This window comes from Psychrobacter sp. S1-30-MNA-CIBAN-0213, from assembly GCF_040309845.1.
Lineage (GTDB): Bacteria > Pseudomonadota > Gammaproteobacteria > Pseudomonadales > Moraxellaceae > Psychrobacter.
On the sequence record NZ_JBEOPE010000003.1, the window covers coordinates 247,012 to 265,100 of the forward strand.

Below are 18,089 nucleotides of genomic sequence, written 5' to 3' on the forward strand. Positions count from 1 at the left end.
AAAAATTATTGACTACACTATTTATGAAGTCTTACTGCTTGAGATTTCTTATTATTCGTTTTGCCTAATTGCTGTTGATACGTGCACCCTTTTTCAGCGTTCCTGTTTTTCAGCACTCCTTTAATTTTTGAAAATGGTATCATGGTCTTATTGCGTAACTGTCTCATTGCATAATTTTTATAAGCATCACTTGTTCTAATTTCGATAAAAAGGATATCAATCATGAATAATTCTTACAATAATAATCTATCTGCCAACACCCAGCTCACGCAAAAAAGCGTGAACCGCTGCTTTGACGGTGAACAGCATTACTATAGTCACCAATCAACCGCGACCAAAACGCCAATGACGTTTAGTATTTATTTGCCAGATGAAGCGCTTGCAGGAAAGCTTTGCCCCGCCATATTGTATTTGTCAGGTTTGACTTGTAACGCCGATAACGTTACTCATAAAGCGCACTTTCAGCAAAGATGTAGCGAGCTTGGCATGATATTTATTGCACCAGATACGTCTCCTAGAAGTAGCGAAGATGACGAAGTGCCGAACGATGAGCGTTATTTTGTGGGTCAAGGCGCAAGTTATTACGTCGATGCAACTAATGCGCCGTGGGCCGAAAACTTCAATATGCAAAGTTATATCGTAGATGAGTTGTATGACTTGCTTCGCTCTGAGTTTGCCATTAGTAGTCTCGGTATTACAGGCCACTCAATGGGCGGTCATGGTGCGCTGCTACTAGGTTTTAAGTTCCCAAGTAAGTTTGTCAGTGTCTCAGCGCTATCGCCAGTGTGTGCAGCCAGTGAGTCAGCATGGGGTCAAGCAGCTTATACCGAGTATTTCGGTGATGATAACGATCTGTGGGCTCAAGCTGATGCAGCGCAGACGATTAAAAATGCTGGTCGCAAGTATTCAAGTATCTTAGTTGATCAAGGTGCCGATGATAACTTCTTAGCAGAAGGTCAGCTACAAACGTCCAAACTACAAAAAGCTTGTGAAGAAGCCAAACAGCCGTTAACACTACGCTATCAAGCAGGTCACGACCACAGCTATTACTTTATTCAAACCGTGATTAATGATCATATCGAGCATCATTGGCGTATGGCGCAGTTGAGCTAGTTACACCCTTATGCTTATCTGTAAATTTACCCTAAACTATTATTTATAAAGCGATTTTTGTGACTGTGCTGTAGATAGACGGCTTAGCGGATAGTTTAACCAAGCTCAGTTATTGATATAAAATAGGGCTTGGTTAATTAAATGCTTAATACGCAAAAGGTAAAAGTTTATGGTATATCATCAAGCGTCATCCATAGGTGAACGTTTAAATAGTCAGCAACAGAATATACAATCATCACTTGCTACTATGCAGGCTGACATAGAGACAGCTTTACGCACAAAACGAGCAGCCAGTAATAAGACCAAAGATACGCTCAGCTTAGATATTGTGAGCTCAGATCAGTTGCAGTCAAGACCAGATAATTTAGCAGCTGATAAAATACTGGATGCCGCGCAAATATCACGTGTGATAGAAATGGCATGGGAAGATAGAACGCCTTTTGGCGCTATAGAGCACAGTTATGGACTTAGTGAAGCTAACGTCATTAAATTGATGCGTCAACAGCTAAAACCCTCATCTTTTCGTCTATGGCGCCAACGTGTAACCGGTCGTTCTACTAAGCATCAAGCGAAACGACCTTTTGAAGTAGGCCGTGCCTATTGCAAAACCCAATATAAGCCACGATAGTAGTTTTAAGACAGTAATTTTTAAGATATCAGTTTTCGAGGCACAAGTCTCCGAAGAATAAGCTTTTAAGGCATTGTTTTTTAGAATAGAAAGTTTATCGGTTTATCTAGCATTAATAGTGTTGAGGTAAGCCTTCTCGTTTTTGTCAATTTACCAAACTTATCAATTTATCAAAACATTAATTAGGTAGCTCAATTATGATTAGCCCTTCTAAACAATATCTAATCGCCCCTTCAATATTATCTGCTGACTTTGCGCGTTTGGGCGAAGAAGTGGAGACTGTTCTAAAAGCAGGCGCCGACGTCATACATTTTGATGTAATGGATAACCATTACGTACCGAACCTGACCTTTGGTAGTATGATTTGTAAGGCGTTACGTGATTATGGTATTGATGCACCCATTGACGTACATCTAATGGTCAGCCCAGTCGATGGTATGATTGAGCAGTTCTTAGAAGCCGGTGCTAGCGTTATTACTTTTCACCCAGAAGCTAGTGGACATGTTGATCGCTCCTTGCAACTGATTAAAGACGGCGGGGCTAAATGTGGTTTGGTACTTAACCCAGCCACGCCACTGCATTATTTAGATTATGTAATGGATAAAGTCGATCAAATATTACTGATGAGCGTCAACCCAGGATTTGGTGGGCAGTCGTTTATCGAAAGTACCTTGGGTAAAGTGCGCGAAGTCCGTCAGCGTATCGATGCTAGCGGCCGTGATATTAGGTTAGAGGTAGATGGCGGTATCAAAGCGAGTAATATTCGTGCTATCGCTGAGGCTGGTGCTGATATGTTTGTAGCTGGCTCTGCTATCTTTAATCAAGATGATTATCAGGCAGCTATTACTGCCATGCGTCAAGAGTTAGCTTTGGTAAATAGCAGCAAATAGCCATTATAGTGATACAGGTAAGAATAGTCTTACGTCACAAAAAGGTGCATTATGGATAAGCCAACCTCACCAGTACAAGACGATAAGGGTTCGTCTAATCGACAACAAAAACGCAGTTTAGTACCCAAAGGAATTACCATTGGCTTAGCGATATTTTCGTTGATACTGAGCCTTGCTGGATATGGTTTTCGCTTAATGGTGGGGGATGATGTCGGAGATGTGTTACGCCATGCGGCGGTAATAGTACCTGCTTTTGTGCTCGGTATTCCGTTACTTTTTTGGCTTGGTGCGCGTGTATTCAACAAGTTGAATGGTACTGACATTGCGGGCTGGAATGCGATAAGTCTCGGTTATCTGACTTCTTGTATCTCATTGCTATGGTTGATGGGCACTTATAGCTAAATTTCACATTATTCATAAATTTTTTATCATTATTAAGTCATGATTTTAGTCTTGACTGGAATTTTATATGCAAATTATGCCCACCCGTATTGCGAATATTATTTACCCAAAAGATTTACCTAATGTTTTGTTCACTAGCCTTATTATTGCTTGTCTATTGTTAGGGTTAGCTTCGCTGAGTCATGGCGAAGGGTTCCAAGGCTGGTTACATGTTTTTGAGAGCTGGCTACTGATGCTGTTGATATTTCCCACCGCTACTGCCGCCGTCGCACTGCCATTTAAATATCGTGACCCGACGCTAGAGTTAAAACTCATGTATTATCTGGGTATGTTCGTCGCCTTGTTATTTACCTTAGCCAAATTGCGCTACTGGCGTTAATTGAACAGTTATTATGACGTAGTCAATATCGGCTTATTTATAAGACTTGCGTTAATGCTCTTGAATTCTAGGGTCAAAGCGTCCATTGTATGAGTATGATACATTTACCCATGTTGTCTTGAGACGTAAAACTCTATGCAATGACAAGACGGTATAATTGAGGATACATTAAATGCCATATGATATTGATAATGAGATAGAAGTAGACAACGATACCCAAGATAAGTTTGCAGGATTTGCTAAAGAGACGACTCTTGAACTGGTAGAAGCAGATGACGGTAGATTATTGTTGCGTGATGCTGAACAAGATGAAGCACCACTAATGACCATCGACTTTTCTGATAAGCTTAAAGAGTTGCTTGGTAGTGATACTCAAGCTATCGGTCAGCATATGATTCATGCAGCTATTCAAGTGATTATGCAAAAGCAGATGAGTCAGTGGCATGCGCATGTCTACGATAAAGAACCTACGAATTATAGCTAACAGGCTATGATTGAACTTAAGGCAATTTATTTATAATAAGATATAAATTGCAGACAATAAAAAAGGGCTTATCAATTGATAGGCCCTTTTTTATTGTTCAAATAATTTTATTTATAGAAAAATCATTCTATAAAAAATACAAATTATTTGATTTTTGCTTCTTTAAAGATCACATGTTGGCGAATTTTAGGATCAAACTTTTTGATCTCCATTTTGCCAGGCATTGTGCGCTTATTTTTAGTAGTGGTGTAGTAATACCCAGTACCAGCAGTTGATACCAACTTGATTTTATCTCTCATGATAGCTTTCCTTTAAATGATGGCAGACAAGCGCGTGGCTTAAACTTTTTGACCTTGTGCGCGCAAATCTGCTAACACTTTATCAATACCAACTTTGTCAATGATGCGCATACCTTTAGTAGATATACGTAGACGTACAAAACGGTTTTCAGATTCTACCCAAAAACGATGGTTGTGAAGGTTTGGTAGAAAGCGACGACGGGTTTTGTTGTTTGCGTGCGAAACATTATTACCCACCATAGGGCGCTTTCCAGTCACTTGGCAAACTCTAGACATGGCGAACTCCTGATCTATGAGGTATGAGGGATTCTCATACCAGTCTGGGCAAGTTGCGCGTATTTGCGGCATGGACACAGCAAGCGGCACCATTGCACCAAACAAAACTATATGAAGGTTGAGCTGGTTTTCGCTGTCATCTAAAGGCAAATAACAGACTGACCAATTCAGAAAATTTTAAAGCCGACATTTATACCATAAAATCAGTAAACATTCAAATTATTTTGTGATAATCGTCGTCATAAAAGTCACCTATTATACCCTGAATCTACGTTCGTATGTCATCGATTACTTAACCCGTAGGTATAATTTTTAGTTGTAACTTATAACAAAAGTCAGTAAAGTTGCTGTTAGAAATTTAATACACTTTATATATATAGTAAACATACGGTAACCTTATCTACTTTTGCTCATATATTTGTAGATTGGGAACGATTCTTGCTTATCTTCTCGAATACATCATTGCTGATTCGGAGTCCAAAAAATGTCATATAGCCCGCTACCTTTTACTTCTAAGCTGTTTCAATTTACATCTTTGACTTGCGCATTGGCTTTAGCAGGTTGTGGTGGGGGTGGCGATGGTGACACAGTAGATTCTGTTGCACCTGCACCTGATTTAGGTGTTACGCAACCTGGAACAGGTGGTGGTACTGGCGGTAATGGCAATGCTGGTGGCGATGAACAAGTGCCAGACGTTGAGCCGGACTTCTTTATTCAAAAACTGAACACAGCGCCTACTATCATTGAGTTATCTGATGAGCAAGCAGCCTTTAGCGTTACTGTTAAAGCTGTTGAGAAAGTATCTGGTGGAGCGATGGTTGGTAAAGCCGTGACTCTAAAAGTAGTAGATTCTGAAAATAACGGTATCACTATCGAAGGTCAGAGTACCCAGACTACCGACAATGATGGTAACGCGGTATATGCATTAAAGCTCAATCCGCAAGCAGTTGCTGATAAAGATAAGCTGATAGCCAATGGTTTTACTCTAGTGGCGACTGCTAACAAAGCGGATGGCACTTCGGTCGCACCGCAGGAGTTAAAGGTTTCGGTAAATAGGAAAGGCAGCGGTGGTGGTACTCAAGTTATTGAAAGTAAGCTTGATATAAGTACTTCGTTGACTACTAGCTCGGTCTCCAATAATGTCTTAAATGTATATGGTGATACAGCGACACTCAGTGTCATTGCCAAAAATAGTAAGGGTGCCCGTGTTCAAGACGTCAAAGTTGGGCTAGGTATTGATAATATCAAAGGCATCTCTATCGTAGGTGGCAGTAGTAAAGTCACAAATGCGGATGGTATTGCAACTTTCAGCATTAAAATAGATGAAAATCTTTCGAAAGCTGAGCGTGATGCATTGCTACAAGGTGAAGGTATTGCATACGCAATCAGTATCCAAGAACAAAATGGTGCTACTAAGCAAGAAACGGATAACTTAACTGTAGCGTTGCCTATCTCTGATTATGTCTTAGATGTGAAAGGTAGGGACGTAGTGCTTAATGCCTATGGAGATGAGAAGTCACTGACTATCACGGCAACTGCTAAAAACTCTAAAGTACCAACCTCTATTAATGGGGCAAAAGGGACAATCAAACTTAATAATGCAGTTACTGGAGTTAAGCTTAGCACAGAGGCTTTTACCTTTGATACAACAGGGAAAGCAGTTGTCAGTCTAATTGTAGCACCTACACTTACTGCAGCTCAGCGCAAAGAAATTGTAGAAAAGGGCGTTAGCTACACTGTGGTTTTATCTGAGCCTAATCGTTCTACCACAGCAAAAAATGTTAAAAGTATGGTTGAAATCCCAACTGCAAAATATGACATTAGCTTCGATAATAGCAGTAAAAAACAGCTTTCAAGTTCAGGTGGTACAGCGGTAATTAGCTTTCGTGTGAATGATAAAAATGGTGGTGCTATTGCTAATCAAAAGGTAACTGCTAGTTTACCAAAGATTTTAACAGATGCACGTTTGCTAACATTTAATGGAGCTGCTGAGCAGAATACTGATGCCAAGGGTATGGTTAGTTATACTGTTATTGTTCCAACAGGTTTGACTGTATCACAAAAAGAAAAACTAGAAAAAACAAGTAGTTTTATATTAACAGCTACTGCCACTGAGGCCTCAGGTGCTGGTAGCAGTGTTAGCAGTCAGCCTATTACAATAGGTTCAGACATTGGTAAGAGTGATATTACGCTTTCACTTTTAGGTACGTTACCCAGCGTCATTACCCCGTTAAATAATGAGTTCACATTACAGCTTTCTGGTAAGCGTATGGATGGCAGTGCTGCTAACGACAGAGTAGTGAAACTCATTCTTGACAAGGCTCAAGGAGTCACTATTGTTGGTAATGAACAGATGACCAATAATGCAGGTATGGCATCATTCACTATCCAGATAAATCCAAACCTAACTCTATTGCAACGTGATGCACTGATTCAATCGGGTATTAACTACACAGCTGTTTTGACTGATAATGATGGTACACAATCTAAAATTAATCAGAAAATTGATATTAAACGGCCAGCTACTAGTATTCAATTTGGTTCTATTATTAACCCAAGTATTAGTCAGTTAGGTGGTACCGGTCAAGTTAATGTTAAATTGGTTTCTAAGCAGGATGTTACTCAAGCTATTAGAGACCAACAAGTAACGATCAAGCTAGATAATTTAGCTGACACTTATGGTGTTACTGTTACCCCAATTACTCAAAATACAGATTTTAATGGTCAGGTGGTATTTACTATAAATGTACCAGCTGACTTAACAATCACTGAGCGTGCTGACCTTAAAAATAGAGGTATTAGCTATCAACTGTCTTATGTGGAAAACGGTGTTACGTATGAACAAGCACAAAAGGTGCAGCTCACTACACCAAGTGTAGCCTTAAATATCTTAAACACTAATAATGACACTGGTAATCAAGTCGACTATCAACTTAATAACATGGGTGATAATACACTTATTCAGGCTCAGCTTAGCAATCAAACTAATAAGACTTTGATTGCTAATCAACCTGTCAGCTTCGTTTTAGATAACAAAGCGTTAGCAAGGTTGCTAATAGTCAATGGACAGGCAGGGTCGGGAAGTATTACTGCCAATACTGATAGTAATGGTGTTGTTAACTTTGAGGTCATTGTAGAAAACGGCTTATCTGATGCAGAAAGAGATGCGCTAAGTAAGCAATTATTAACGGCAACGTTAACTGAGACCTTAACTAATAAGACTCAGCAAGTTAAGATTCAAGTAAAGTCTATGTCTGCTGTGATCTCGTTAATCAACGATCAGTCAAATCCGCTTAATTTAAATGGTGGTGAGACCCAAATCGTAGTGACGGCACAAGATAAGGCTGATAATATTGTTGCCGGACAAAAAGTATTTCTAGCTTTACCAGCTGCTGTAGCTAGTCAAGGTATCACACTTGTATCGAGTAGCTCGCAAATCACTGATAATTCGGGTCGCGCTACCTTTACTATCGCCGCGCCAAACAATCTCACTGATGCACAAAAAGATGCTATTGGAAACAGTTTCGCTATAGCACTATCTGCTGCTGACAGAAACAATACTATCGTAACTCAAGCCAGTAGTGTCGCAACAGTTAGACCAACTGCCGACGGTACACAAGAAAACTTAACCATTGGTGCTAATAAAGTCGTCAACACTAAAGGCGATACATTTAAAGTCTTTGTACGAGTTGCTAATAACGACGGTAGTATCGGCAATCGCGAAGTTCGTTTAAATGTTAATGATCCTATCAAAACTGGCGTGACTATTAGTAATAACATCGCTACAACTAATGGTGACGGCGTAGCAACCTTTGATCTCACGCTTATAGACGATGCTAAAGTCAACCAAGCGATTCTAGAAGCGGGTATCAAGCTAACGGCTACCACTACCACGGCTGAAAACATTGATTTGATACAGAACTATATCGTTGCAGTAGATACTGCTACGATTGATAGTTATCAGCTCATAGCGTCCTCTGATAAGTCTACTCTAAACACTGGGGGTGATCAGACTAATGCTACCTTCCGTGTGACGGACAGTAATGGTGGTATTTTGGTAGGGGTGCCTGTACAGCTAAGTATTGAAGACTTAGAGGCTAGTGGTGCGGCTTTAACCACACCAAGCATGGTAACCACTGATGCTAATGGTCAGATCGATGTCGGCGTCATCTTAGCAGCCAATTCTATTAATTCGCGTCTAAATCATAGTGTAGTGATTAACGCTAAAATCGTTACACCACAATACGATGCAGATGGCAAAATCAGCATGCAAGTGCGTGAAGAGAAGTCATTAAGCTTATCAGCTATCGGTACAGAGATTACTATTACAGCTACAGAAGCTAATCTAAAAGATGGCGCTTCTACTACTATCACGACCACATTAGTAGATGGTGCAGGACGTGCTATTGCCAATGCTGGTATGGAGTTAGTCGACGCGAACGGTGATGTTATCCACTCTAGTGCAACTGCTATTAGCAATGCAGATGGTAAAGCAGTATTTAATGTTAACGAAGCTGATTTGAGCTTTGATAGCAATGGTAATTTACGTGTATTTGCTCGCGCTTTGGGTGAAAATAGTATCAATACTCAGCGTAGTCCAAATAGTATTGAGTTGGTTAAGATTTCTCAAGCGGGCATCAGCTTTATTAATCTTGAAAACGTTTACAATGTCGATGAGCCACAATTAATTAATGTTCAAATTCGTGCTGATAGTGCAGAACAGGCGGCAACTCTTGTAGGTAAAGAAGTTGAAGTGCAAACGACTATTGGTAGCTTAATTCCGAACTATTTAGATAAGTTCACTGATAAGGTTATTGTAACTAAGCCTATTAAACAAACTGATATTCAAGGTAATATCATTACCGTGAAAGTATGGCTAAAATCTAATCTTGCTGGTACTGCTGTATTACAAGCAACAGTTCTCGGTGAAAATGTTAATGGTCAGCCTAAATATCAAACGACAGTTGATACACGCTTCCGTGCTACGACACCTGCTAAAATGCTATTCCAAGCAGTGAAATCTGTTATTACTCCAGGCAGTAGTACTGAAATTGTGGCTACAGTAAAAGATAAAAATGATGTGCCAGTCGAAGGTCAGACCGTCGTCTTTAGTCGTGCGTCAGACTCTTCAGCAGGTCGTTTGTCGGCTGCGACAGCAGTGACAAATAGCAGAGGTGAGGCACGTGTTGTCTATCAAGCCAATGCAAGTTCACCTATCGGTGGTGTGATTATTAATGCGCGCTTACTGCAAGATAACGGTAATATTGGTAGTAAAACCACTAATATCACTGTATCGAAAGAGGCTGTATATACCACTTTAGCATTCTCTAATAAATTATCTTCTGATGATATTTACTATACTGTACGTGGTTCGATATCTGTTATGGATGGCTCAGGTCGTGCTGTAGCGAATCAAGAAGTTTCAATAAAGTCTTATGCGACTGATTATGCACAAGGTAAGGTGTGTCTGCTAAACAGTACCGTGACCTTCCAAGGAAGAGAGACGACTGATAACAACGGTGTTATAACCACACCGGATCCTTTAGTTAAGGAAGATAAAGAGTTAATTCAATTTGAGTCAGACTGGATTAATAGCGAAGATGATCCAAATTATAACTTTACGTTTGATAAAGATCCAAACTACAATTACACCTTAGATAAAAACCAAGATCTTAATGGCAACGGTATACTTGATACTATCAATCCAGTCGCTATTATCGGTGGTACGGTATCAGATGATGGTTATACCTTTATTACTAACGAAGAAGGTCGCGCTGACTTTAGTATTCGCTATCCAATGCGCTACTCAAACTGGGTCAAAGTACGTTTTGATGCCACTACTTTCTTAAATGGTAGTGAAAATAAGCAAAGTATTTATTACAGACTTCCATTTGCAGAGAGTGATAAATCTATTAATGGCTCAAATGTAGAGTCGCCATGGATTGGCGCTACTAGTCCATTTGGCGATGGGGGCGTAGAGTGTGTAAGTAGTATGAATATTGAGGTTGACGAAAGAATAGGAAGCAACGGTTATACAGCAGTTAGTTTGTTATCTAGTTCGAAAAATAGTCAAAATTATACGATTTCTATTGGTAGAGAAGCTAAGACAGATAATGGTGCGAATCATCCGTTCTATTCAGTTGACTTTAATCAAGCCTTTAGTTTGGGCTCTGTTGTTAGTGTAGGTAGTAATGGAGTTAGGTTTTCTAAAGTTATTAAAGTTGAATAATGGTTTATAATCTTTATTCAGAAGACTAGCATTTAGAACGAACCCCCAACCCTCGTGTTGGGGGTTTTTGTATTGGTAATATAAATAACCAAAAAAAACCAACTCAGTAAGCAAAACATTGCAAAAACGATTAAAATAACCAATTCCTATGCTAACGCTGATTTTTAAGCTGGGCTTTAATACTTAGTGGTAGAAAGTTTTTCTTCTTAAATTGGATGCATTATGTCAGACACTGAAACGAATACTTCATCAAAAACCTCACCTCAAGTGGCATCTAAAGTGCTGCCTATTACTACTGCTATCGATACTGCAACACTTTTAATCAAATGCCGCGATCAAGCCGGTATTGTGCAGGCGGTATCAGAATTTATTCATCGCTATGGCGGCAATATTATCACTCTCGATCAGTATTCAACTGCACATGAAGGTGGGCAGTATTTTATGCGTCTGGAGTTTGCGCTAGCAGGGTTAAGCGAAATTATTGATAACTTTGAAGCCAGCTTTGCGCATACCGTTGCCAAGCGTCATAACATGACTTGGCGTCTACATGACAATGCGATTAAGACTAAAGTCGGTATCTTGGTATCGAAGTTTGATCATGCATTATTAGATTTGTTATGGCGTCATCAACGCGGGTTGCTCGATTGCCAGATTACTTCTGTTGTAAGTAATCATGAAGATCTGCGTCAAGCGGTAGAAAACTTCGGTATACCTTTTCATCACGTACCGGTAACTAAGGATAATAAACCTGAGGCGGAAGAGCGAGTTGATGAATTGATGGCAGGTAACGACTTAATAGTATTAGCACGCTATATGCAGATACTATCGTCTGATTTCATTGAACGCTGGCCAATGCAGATTATCAATATTCATCATTCATTCTTACCAGCTTTCGTCGGAGCAGATCCTTATCGTCAGGCGTATGACAAAGGCGTTAAGCTTATCGGTGCGACTGCGCATTACGTCACTGCAGAGCTCGATCAAGGCCCTATTATTGAGCAGGATGTGCACCGTGTGACCCATCGTCAGGGCGTGGTAGAATTACGTGCTATTGGTCGTGATATTGAGCGCAATGTATTGGCACGCGCAGTGAACTGGCATGTGCAAAATCGAGTCATTGTGACAGGCAATAAAACAGTGGTCTTTAATTAGAGAGAAGATCTTATTAAATAAGCGTTACGGTCAGCAATATCGTTTATGATTTATGCTGACCGACTGTGAGGCTCACTCTATAACACTAGCTCTAAGACAAACTTGCTACCGACAAAGCCAATTGCTAATAAGATAAAGGCATAGAAAGTAATATTAGCCGCACGTTTGCCACGCCAGCCAGCGCGCCAATTGCCTATCAACAGTATGCCAAATAGCAACCAAGATAACATGCTAAATACCGTCTTATGCACAATATGCTGCGCCATCAAGTCTTCTACATAGATAAAGCCAATTCCCAGCGCAATGCTGAGTAGTATAAAGCCTACCAATATCATATCGAATAATAAGCTCTCCATACTTTGTAGAGGCGGTAGTTTATTGACCCAAAAACGATGGATGGTATGATGCTTAAGCTCACGAATTTGCAGACGCAAAAATAGCGCTTGCACTGCAGCCATCAGCAGCACACAGTAGGCAGCAAGTGATAATAGAATATGCGCTTCAAGACCGATGCTGACATCAGTTAGTGGCTGATAAGGTGCGCGGCCAACATAGCCCACTGTCATACCAATAAGCGCAGTCGGTGCGGCTAGGATACCTAGACTAAGAATAGGACGGTACAGACAGAAGAGTACATAGAAAAACAAGAAAAACAGACTAATTAGGCTGATTATGTTAAATAAGTTAAAATTTAGCCCATATAACGTAACCACATACGGATATAATAGGGCGGCATGTGCGAGCATACCGACGACCAGTAAGCCAAGGCTTAAGCCTTTATGAATAGGGTTGCTCTTCGTCAACGCCCAACTGATATGGATACTGACTGCTATATAAGCCATACTAGCAATTATGAACGCAAGGTGCACAGGTAAAAGCCTCATCCCATAATGAGCGCAAAATCGCCGCTCAATTTAACGCTAAAGTGGTATTATTAGAATAATCGTCCAATCTATCATAAAATGAAGGCTAGTTGAGAATCATCTCTATTATTATTCATAGATGCTAAGATCATAAATAGTTATTCATTATGAGGCACCAACTATTTATAGAGGTTTATATAAGCCACTCAATAGATGACAGTTTATATAGCGGTATTTATATAACAGTATTTGTTTAACCGTATTACTATGGCTGTCAATCCATTAGAGTAAAGCCAAATGCGTCTAAAGTCTTAGCGGAAATTACGCTATAGTATTGATAGTCAATCATTTTTAGATAAATCATATTCGATGTAAATGTGCGATACCCTAAATCATTTTGTTTAATCCATCTTTAATAAAGTGCTTTTTGACTGCATATACCTTGACAAGAAGCCTTTTTATAAAAATATTTTAATTGTTTAATTGAGAGTTATTTATGTTTGATACCTTAACAGAACGTCTATCGTCGAGCCTACGCAATATCGCCGGCACGGGGCAACTGACTGAAGACAATATCAAAGACACGTTACGTGAAGTGCGTATGGCGTTGTTAGAAGCCGACGTGGCGCTACCGGTCACTCGCGATTTTGTGAAACGCGTTAAAGAGCAGGCGCTTGGTGCTGAGGTGCTAAAAGAATTAGCTCCAGGTCAGGCGTTTGTAAAGATTGTCCACGATGAGCTGACCGAAATGATGGGCAGTGCTAATCAGCAGCTTGAAATGACGGGTAAGCCTCCTGTGGTATATCTGCTAGCGGGTCTGCAAGGTGCGGGTAAAACCACCACTGCAGGTAAACTGGCCAAATATCTACAAGAGCGCCATAAGAAAAAGGTCATGCTGGTCTCAGCTGACGTCTATCGTCCAGCGGCAATACAGCAGCTTCAGCAAGTAGCCGGTCAAGTTGACGCCAAGTTCGTTAACTCAAGTAGCGACGAGAACCCAATTGATATCGCCCTACGCGCTATCGAAGAAGCAAAAATTCAATACCAAGACATCTTGATTATTGATACGGCGGGTCGTCTAGCTATCGATGAGACCATGATGGATGAGATTAAGGCGTTAACCGCTGCGGTTAATCCATCCGAGACACTGTTTGTGGTTGATGCCATGACAGGTCAAGATGCAGCCAATACTGCCAAAGCCTTTAACGATGCGTTGCCATTGACGGGTGTTATCTTAACTAAGACTGACGGTGATGCTCGCGGCGGTGCAGCGCTTTCTGTACGCGCTATCACAGGTAAGCCGATTAAGTTCTTAGGTCGCGGTGAAAAACTCGACGCCTTAGAGCTATTCCATCCTGAGCGTATTGCCCAGCGTATTCTTGGTATGGGTGACGTACTGAGTCTGGTTGAAGAAGTCGAACAAAAAATCGACCGTGATAAAGCCGAAAAAATGGCGAAAAAGATGCAAAAGGGCGGCGACTTCGACCTTGAGGATCTATTGACTCAGTTCCAGCAGATGAAAAATATGGGCGGTATGTCGGGCTTCCTTGATAAAATGCCAGGCATGGGCGGTTCGGATATGCAAAAAGCTGTCGAAGACGCTAAACCTGAAGAAAAAGTCCGTGAAATGGAAGCGTTAATTAATTCTATGACCCCATTTGAGCGTCAGAATCCTGATAAGATTAACCCTAGTCGCAAGCGTCGTATTGCTGCAGGCTCAGGGCGTGAGATCCAAGACGTCAACCGTTTGCTCAAGCAGCACAAGCAAATGGCAAAAATGATGAAAATGATCTCCAAGCCTGAAGGCATCAGTAAGATGATGAAGTCTATGCAAGGGTTAATGGGCGGCGGCGGTGGCGGAGCTGGGGGCGGTGGTCCTTTATTTGGCGGCGGCGGTCAGCAAGGCGGTCCTAAAGATGTGAACCCACAACAAATGGCGAAGCAAATGGGACTTGATCCTAATAATATGCCTAGCACTGAAGAGATGCAAAAGCAGATGCAAGAGATGGAAAACCAAGCGCCAAAAAAGTTTAAAACGCGCTTTTAAGTAGTAGTTGAATTTGTTAGCCCTATAAGTCTAATAAAAACCCAGAGCTAAAGTAGTTTTGGGTTTTTTTATGGATGCTATTTAGCTCACCTATTAGAACACCTATGTTTATATGTCTTCTCATGAATAAAGTGTGAAAAACGTAGAAAGTGATAAAAATCGCTTACCCTAAATGTTATGATAGGCGCTATTTTATTAGGGCGTATTTTTTATATAGTCGATTCAATTTGAAAGTGGTACTTTGAAAGTGGGACAGGGCAACCGAGTGTCGATGGTTATGTCATACTTCAAACGAGGTTAACGCAGCAACACTTTTATAGTGGACTGGCTATAGTGCCAAAAGTATAAGCCGAGGTTACAATGTTTTTAGCAATGGATACCGTGTTCGATCAGTGCTCAATCGCAATTTTAGATGCGAGTGGTCAAGTACTGTCGAGTCATACCGAGACTGGTAAGCGCCAGCAGACCCAACAAATTTTACCAATGATCGATGCAGCTCTGTCTGAATCTAAACTGAGTCTTTCGGACATGCAGGCATTAATATTTAATCGAGGTCCAGGTGCATTTAGCGGTATTCGTATTAATACTGCGGTGGTACAAGCGCTATCAGTGGCACATGATTTACCTTGCGTAGGAGTCTCAAGTCTGCAAGCGATTGCGCAGCGGGCATATCAAAAATATGGTGTAACGCAAGTATATAGCGCCCTTGACGCACGTATGCAGCAAGTTTACTTTGGGCAATATGCAATAAAAGATAGCGAGCAATCAGATCCTCAATCAGATCATGCTGTCATGCAGCCAGTGTTAGTCAATGATGAAGAGAGCACTGAGCAACTGCTGGATTATGTTAGCCAAACAGTACTCGATATTCCTATTGCCGGTAATGGCGCGTTGCTCTTAAAACTATATGATGGACAAATATGTCATGACGATGTTTGGCCGGATGCGACAGTGATTGGACAACTGGGTATTGCTCAGTTTATAACTTCTGGCGGCACCGATGCGGCGCATGCGCTACCAAAGTATCTGCGCAACCAAGCGTGGAAAACGTTAAAAGAACAAGGTAAAGCATAGTTTTTAATATAGTCATTTAAATACAGTAATGTAAACGTCATTCATAATAGCTAGATGCGTAGTATTAACCATGCGCCAAACCTTATAAAAGCAACGACAATATAGGACAGCCAACAGGTCTGTTTTTAGGAAAATAATTGTGGATATACTCTTGTTAATTCAAGCTGTCATCATGGGTATCGTTGAAGGTATCACTGAGTTTTTGCCCATCTCTAGTACTGGTTACCTAATCTTATCAGCTGATCTGATGGGCTTTTGGACCAAAGACAAAGTTGACTTGTTCATTGTTGTGGTTCAGCTAGGTGCGATATTAGCGGTCATTTATGATTATTGGGGCAGGTTATGGCAAGCATTGATGGGTCTGCTGACGGGCAAAGCAGAAGGCATGACCAATCCAAGGCAGTTGGGACTGAGTCTGATCGTTGCCACTGTTCCGGTTATGCTCGTTGGCTTCACCTTTGCGGATGAAATCAAAACTTATTTGTTCAATCCTATGATTGTCGCCATTATGCTAATCATTGGTGGTTTGCTGATCTTTTACGTGGAAAAACGTCCCAAGACGATCATTGCTACAGAAGCCGAAGAGGTCAGTTTAAAAACGGCGCTAATGATTGGTTTGTTTCAGTGTTTAGCATTGATACCAGGTACGTCACGCTCAGGGGCCACTATTATTGGTGCCCTTTGGCTTGGGGTCTCGCGTAAAGCTTCAGCAGAGTTTTCATTCTTTTTGGGTATCCCAGTCATCGTAGGTGCAGCCTTGTTGGACTTGCTCAAACACGGTGATGTGTTGACCAGTAGCGAGGATTGGTTGGTATTAGGCGTAGGCACAGTAGTGTCCTTTATCGTAGCGCTACTTTGTATTCGCTGGTTAGTCGCGTGGGTGAGTCGCCGTGATTTTACGATTTTTGCGTGGCTACGCATTATTACTGGGGTGGTGGTATTACTGGCGTCTTGGTTGTTTGGTTATCAGATGGCTGGCTAGATTTGCACGTTGTTTTACTAGGTTTGCAGATAACATAAAGGGAGGGCAGGTATGACCGCTTTGCAGCAAGAGTTTAGAGAGGCTACCGCCTTTGTGCATTGCCAGCTACTCTATGTTAGCGAATCACAGCAAGCGCAGATTGATAGCTTGCAGACGTTAATAACTGAACATGAACTGCCAATCGTTTTAAATACCGAGCTATTTACAGAAAAACTCAATCAAAAACGTCGCCAGAAATTAAGTCAGATATCTACCCAGCCTATTTTATTGTTAGAAGAAAAAAATAAGCTGTCATGGCTTAGTAATGGACTGAGTGTGGCACCGGAATGGGATAAGCTACAACGCCGTGTGGTGAGTGCTGGACGTAAATCTGAGCTGTTATTACAAGCTGCTAAAATCACATCGGATAGCATGGTCATCGATGCTACCGCTGGATTCGGTCATGATAGTCTGATATTAGCCAGTACAGGCGCGCAAGTAACGATGCTTGAGCAGCAACCCTTGATGGCATTGCTATTGTTAGCAGAGCAGCAGCGGATGAGTGCATTACCGAATTGGCAAAAGTTGATGACGCGTCTACATATTATAAATACCGATGCGCTCAGCTATTTTTCAGATCTAAAAGCTGAATCAGTAACTGCAGATAGCAAAATGATTGATGTGGTGTATTTGGATCCAATGTTTCCAGAGGATAGCTACCAAGATAGCAAGACAGGTAAAGGTGCTAAAGTAGGTAAGCATATGCAAGCACTGCATCAATTAGCTAGCCCGCCAACATCAGAAGAAGAACGACAATTGCTACAAAGTGCGCAAGCTGTTGTTAGTCAAAATGGTGAAAAACAAGGTCGCGTGGTCGTGAAGCGGCCGCAGTTTGCACCGTTACTTGCTAATCAACAACCAAGTGAAAGCTGGAATAATGAAGCAGTACGCTTTGATGGTTATTTTATTTAGCTATCTATGTAAAACAAACTAATTAACAAGCTTAAATTCAATAGGCTCAGGAGCACGTAGTGACAACGCTAATAATTTGGGCCATGGGTGCAGGCCTATTATTGATAAACATCATACTGCGTACTCGAATTTTAAGGTTAGAGGCGCGTTTAAAAGAATTGAGCAACCCACAAGAGCAATTAACCTTTTTGCGTCAACAAGCAGCAAATAAAGAGAAAGTTGCCGCCATTAAAGCCTTACGTAAACAATATCCTGAGATATCACTGATAGAAGCAAATCGGATGTGGCAAGATATTTAGAAGCTATATATTTAGAAGTTG

General features: G+C 41.0%; 17 protein-coding genes. 13 read left to right on the plus strand and 4 right to left on the minus strand.

The annotated features are described in order from the left end of the window. Positions 1-17: 17 nt before the first annotated feature. Positions 18-224, minus strand: coding sequence for a hypothetical protein (locus tag AAEY87_RS04505; RefSeq protein ID WP_068329228.1), 207 nt, complete (start codon positions 222-224; stop codon positions 18-20). Here AAEY87_RS04505 and fghA point away from each other — a divergent pair. From fghA to AAEY87_RS04535, 6 genes are all read left to right on the plus strand, one after another. Then, complete coding sequence (gene fghA, locus AAEY87_RS04510) at positions 223-1,113, plus strand: S-formylglutathione hydrolase (protein WP_068329225.1); 891 nt, start codon at positions 223-225, stop codon at positions 1,111-1,113. The genes AAEY87_RS04505 and fghA overlap by 2 nt on opposite strands. Positions 1,114-1,492: 379 nt before the next feature. Then, positions 1,493-1,741 (plus strand): TIGR03643 family protein, encoded by a 249-nt coding sequence (locus tag AAEY87_RS04515; protein ID WP_350656204.1) that lies wholly within the window; start codon positions 1,493-1,495, stop codon positions 1,739-1,741. A 197-nt stretch (positions 1,742-1,938) separates the two neighbouring features. Beyond that, the gene (gene rpe / locus AAEY87_RS04520; RefSeq protein ID WP_350656105.1) at positions 1,939-2,631 is read left to right on the plus strand and encodes a ribulose-phosphate 3-epimerase; all 693 of its coding nucleotides are present in this window, start codon (positions 1,939-1,941) and stop codon (positions 2,629-2,631) included. A 51-nt stretch (positions 2,632-2,682) separates the two neighbouring features. Further along, positions 2,683-3,033 carry a hypothetical protein gene (locus AAEY87_RS04525; protein WP_068037496.1) on the plus strand — a complete coding sequence of 117 codons (351 nt, stop codon included), beginning with the start codon at positions 2,683-2,685 and terminating at the stop codon, positions 3,031-3,033. A gap of 67 nt (positions 3,034-3,100) precedes the next feature. Beyond that, a complete protein-coding gene (locus AAEY87_RS04530; protein ID WP_068037494.1) occupies positions 3,101-3,412 on the plus strand; it encodes a hypothetical protein in 312 nt (103 codons plus the stop codon). Positions 3,413-3,584: 172 nt separating this feature from the next. Beyond that, on the plus strand, positions 3,585-3,896 hold the full coding sequence (locus tag AAEY87_RS04535; protein WP_068037491.1) for a hypothetical protein: 312 nt from the start codon (positions 3,585-3,587) through the stop codon (positions 3,894-3,896). 143 nt (positions 3,897-4,039) lie between these two features. Here the strand turns inward: AAEY87_RS04535 and rpmG are convergent, their stop codons facing one another. Both rpmG and rpmB read right to left on the minus strand, forming a co-directional pair. Continuing rightward, the gene (gene rpmG / locus AAEY87_RS04540) at positions 4,040-4,195 is read right to left on the minus strand and encodes a 50S ribosomal protein L33 (RefSeq protein ID WP_068037488.1); all 156 of its coding nucleotides are present in this window, start codon (positions 4,193-4,195) and stop codon (positions 4,040-4,042) included. A gap of 39 nt (positions 4,196-4,234) precedes the next feature. Next, the gene (gene rpmB / locus AAEY87_RS04545; RefSeq protein ID WP_068037487.1) at positions 4,235-4,471 is read right to left on the minus strand and encodes a 50S ribosomal protein L28; all 237 of its coding nucleotides are present in this window, start codon (positions 4,469-4,471) and stop codon (positions 4,235-4,237) included. 484 nt (positions 4,472-4,955) lie between these two features. Here rpmB and AAEY87_RS04550 point away from each other — a divergent pair, with 484 nt between their 5' ends. Further along, positions 4,956-10,700, plus strand: coding sequence for an Ig-like domain-containing protein (locus AAEY87_RS04550; RefSeq protein ID WP_350656106.1), 5,745 nt, complete (start codon positions 4,956-4,958; stop codon positions 10,698-10,700). Between the two features lie 222 nt (positions 10,701-10,922). Beyond that, positions 10,923-11,852: a formyltetrahydrofolate deformylase gene (gene purU / locus AAEY87_RS04555; protein WP_502945445.1), complete on the plus strand. Its 930-nt coding sequence runs from the start codon at positions 10,923-10,925 to the stop codon at positions 11,850-11,852. Positions 11,853-11,929: 77 nt separating this feature from the next. Here purU and AAEY87_RS04560 read toward each other — a convergent pair whose 3' ends face one another. Then, the gene (locus tag AAEY87_RS04560) at positions 11,930-12,721 is read right to left on the minus strand and encodes a cytochrome C assembly family protein (protein ID WP_502945446.1); all 792 of its coding nucleotides are present in this window, start codon (positions 12,719-12,721) and stop codon (positions 11,930-11,932) included. Between the two features lie 490 nt (positions 12,722-13,211). Between AAEY87_RS04560 and ffh the strand changes: the two genes are divergently transcribed. From ffh to AAEY87_RS04585, 5 genes are all read left to right on the plus strand, one after another. Further along, the gene (ffh, locus tag AAEY87_RS04565; protein ID WP_068329207.1) at positions 13,212-14,762 is read left to right on the plus strand and encodes a signal recognition particle protein; all 1,551 of its coding nucleotides are present in this window, start codon (positions 13,212-13,214) and stop codon (positions 14,760-14,762) included. Between the two features lie 360 nt (positions 14,763-15,122). After that, positions 15,123-15,836: a tRNA (adenosine(37)-N6)-threonylcarbamoyltransferase complex dimerization subunit type 1 TsaB gene (gene tsaB / locus AAEY87_RS04570; RefSeq protein WP_350656107.1), complete on the plus strand. Its 714-nt coding sequence runs from the start codon at positions 15,123-15,125 to the stop codon at positions 15,834-15,836. Between the two features lie 139 nt (positions 15,837-15,975). Beyond that, positions 15,976-16,818, plus strand: a complete 843-nt coding sequence (locus tag AAEY87_RS04575; protein ID WP_068037476.1) for an undecaprenyl-diphosphate phosphatase — start codon at positions 15,976-15,978, stop codon at positions 16,816-16,818. Positions 16,819-16,869: 51 nt separating this feature from the next. Then, complete coding sequence (locus AAEY87_RS04580; protein WP_350656108.1) at positions 16,870-17,769, plus strand: class I SAM-dependent methyltransferase; 900 nt, start codon at positions 16,870-16,872, stop codon at positions 17,767-17,769. 59 nt (positions 17,770-17,828) lie between these two features. Continuing rightward, on the plus strand, positions 17,829-18,068 hold the full coding sequence (locus tag AAEY87_RS04585; protein ID WP_350656109.1) for a hypothetical protein: 240 nt from the start codon (positions 17,829-17,831) through the stop codon (positions 18,066-18,068). Positions 18,069-18,089 lie beyond the last annotated feature (21 nt).

Coding starts and splice junctions, on each gene's coding strand:
- fghA (WP_068329225.1), top strand. CDS start 223: ATGAATAATTCTTACAATAATAATCTATCTGCCAACACCCAGCTCACG.
- AAEY87_RS04505 (WP_068329228.1), bottom strand. CDS start 224: ATGATTGATATCCTTTTTATCGAAATTAGAACAAGTGATGCTTATAAA.
- rpe (WP_350656105.1), top strand. CDS start 1,939: ATGATTAGCCCTTCTAAACAATATCTAATCGCCCCTTCAATATTATCT.
- AAEY87_RS04525 (WP_068037496.1), top strand. CDS start 2,683: ATGGATAAGCCAACCTCACCAGTACAAGACGATAAGGGTTCGTCTAAT.
- AAEY87_RS04530 (WP_068037494.1), top strand. CDS start 3,101: ATGCAAATTATGCCCACCCGTATTGCGAATATTATTTACCCAAAAGAT.
- AAEY87_RS04535 (WP_068037491.1), top strand. CDS start 3,585: ATGCCATATGATATTGATAATGAGATAGAAGTAGACAACGATACCCAA.
- rpmG (WP_068037488.1), bottom strand. CDS start 4,195: ATGAGAGATAAAATCAAGTTGGTATCAACTGCTGGTACTGGGTATTAC.
- rpmB (WP_068037487.1), bottom strand. CDS start 4,471: ATGTCTAGAGTTTGCCAAGTGACTGGAAAGCGCCCTATGGTGGGTAAT.
- AAEY87_RS04550 (WP_350656106.1), top strand. CDS start 4,956: ATGTCATATAGCCCGCTACCTTTTACTTCTAAGCTGTTTCAATTTACA.
- purU (WP_502945445.1), top strand. CDS start 10,923: ATGTCAGACACTGAAACGAATACTTCATCAAAAACCTCACCTCAAGTG.
- ffh (WP_068329207.1), top strand. CDS start 13,212: ATGTTTGATACCTTAACAGAACGTCTATCGTCGAGCCTACGCAATATC.
- tsaB (WP_350656107.1), top strand. CDS start 15,123: ATGTTTTTAGCAATGGATACCGTGTTCGATCAGTGCTCAATCGCAATT.
- AAEY87_RS04580 (WP_350656108.1), top strand. CDS start 16,870: ATGACCGCTTTGCAGCAAGAGTTTAGAGAGGCTACCGCCTTTGTGCAT.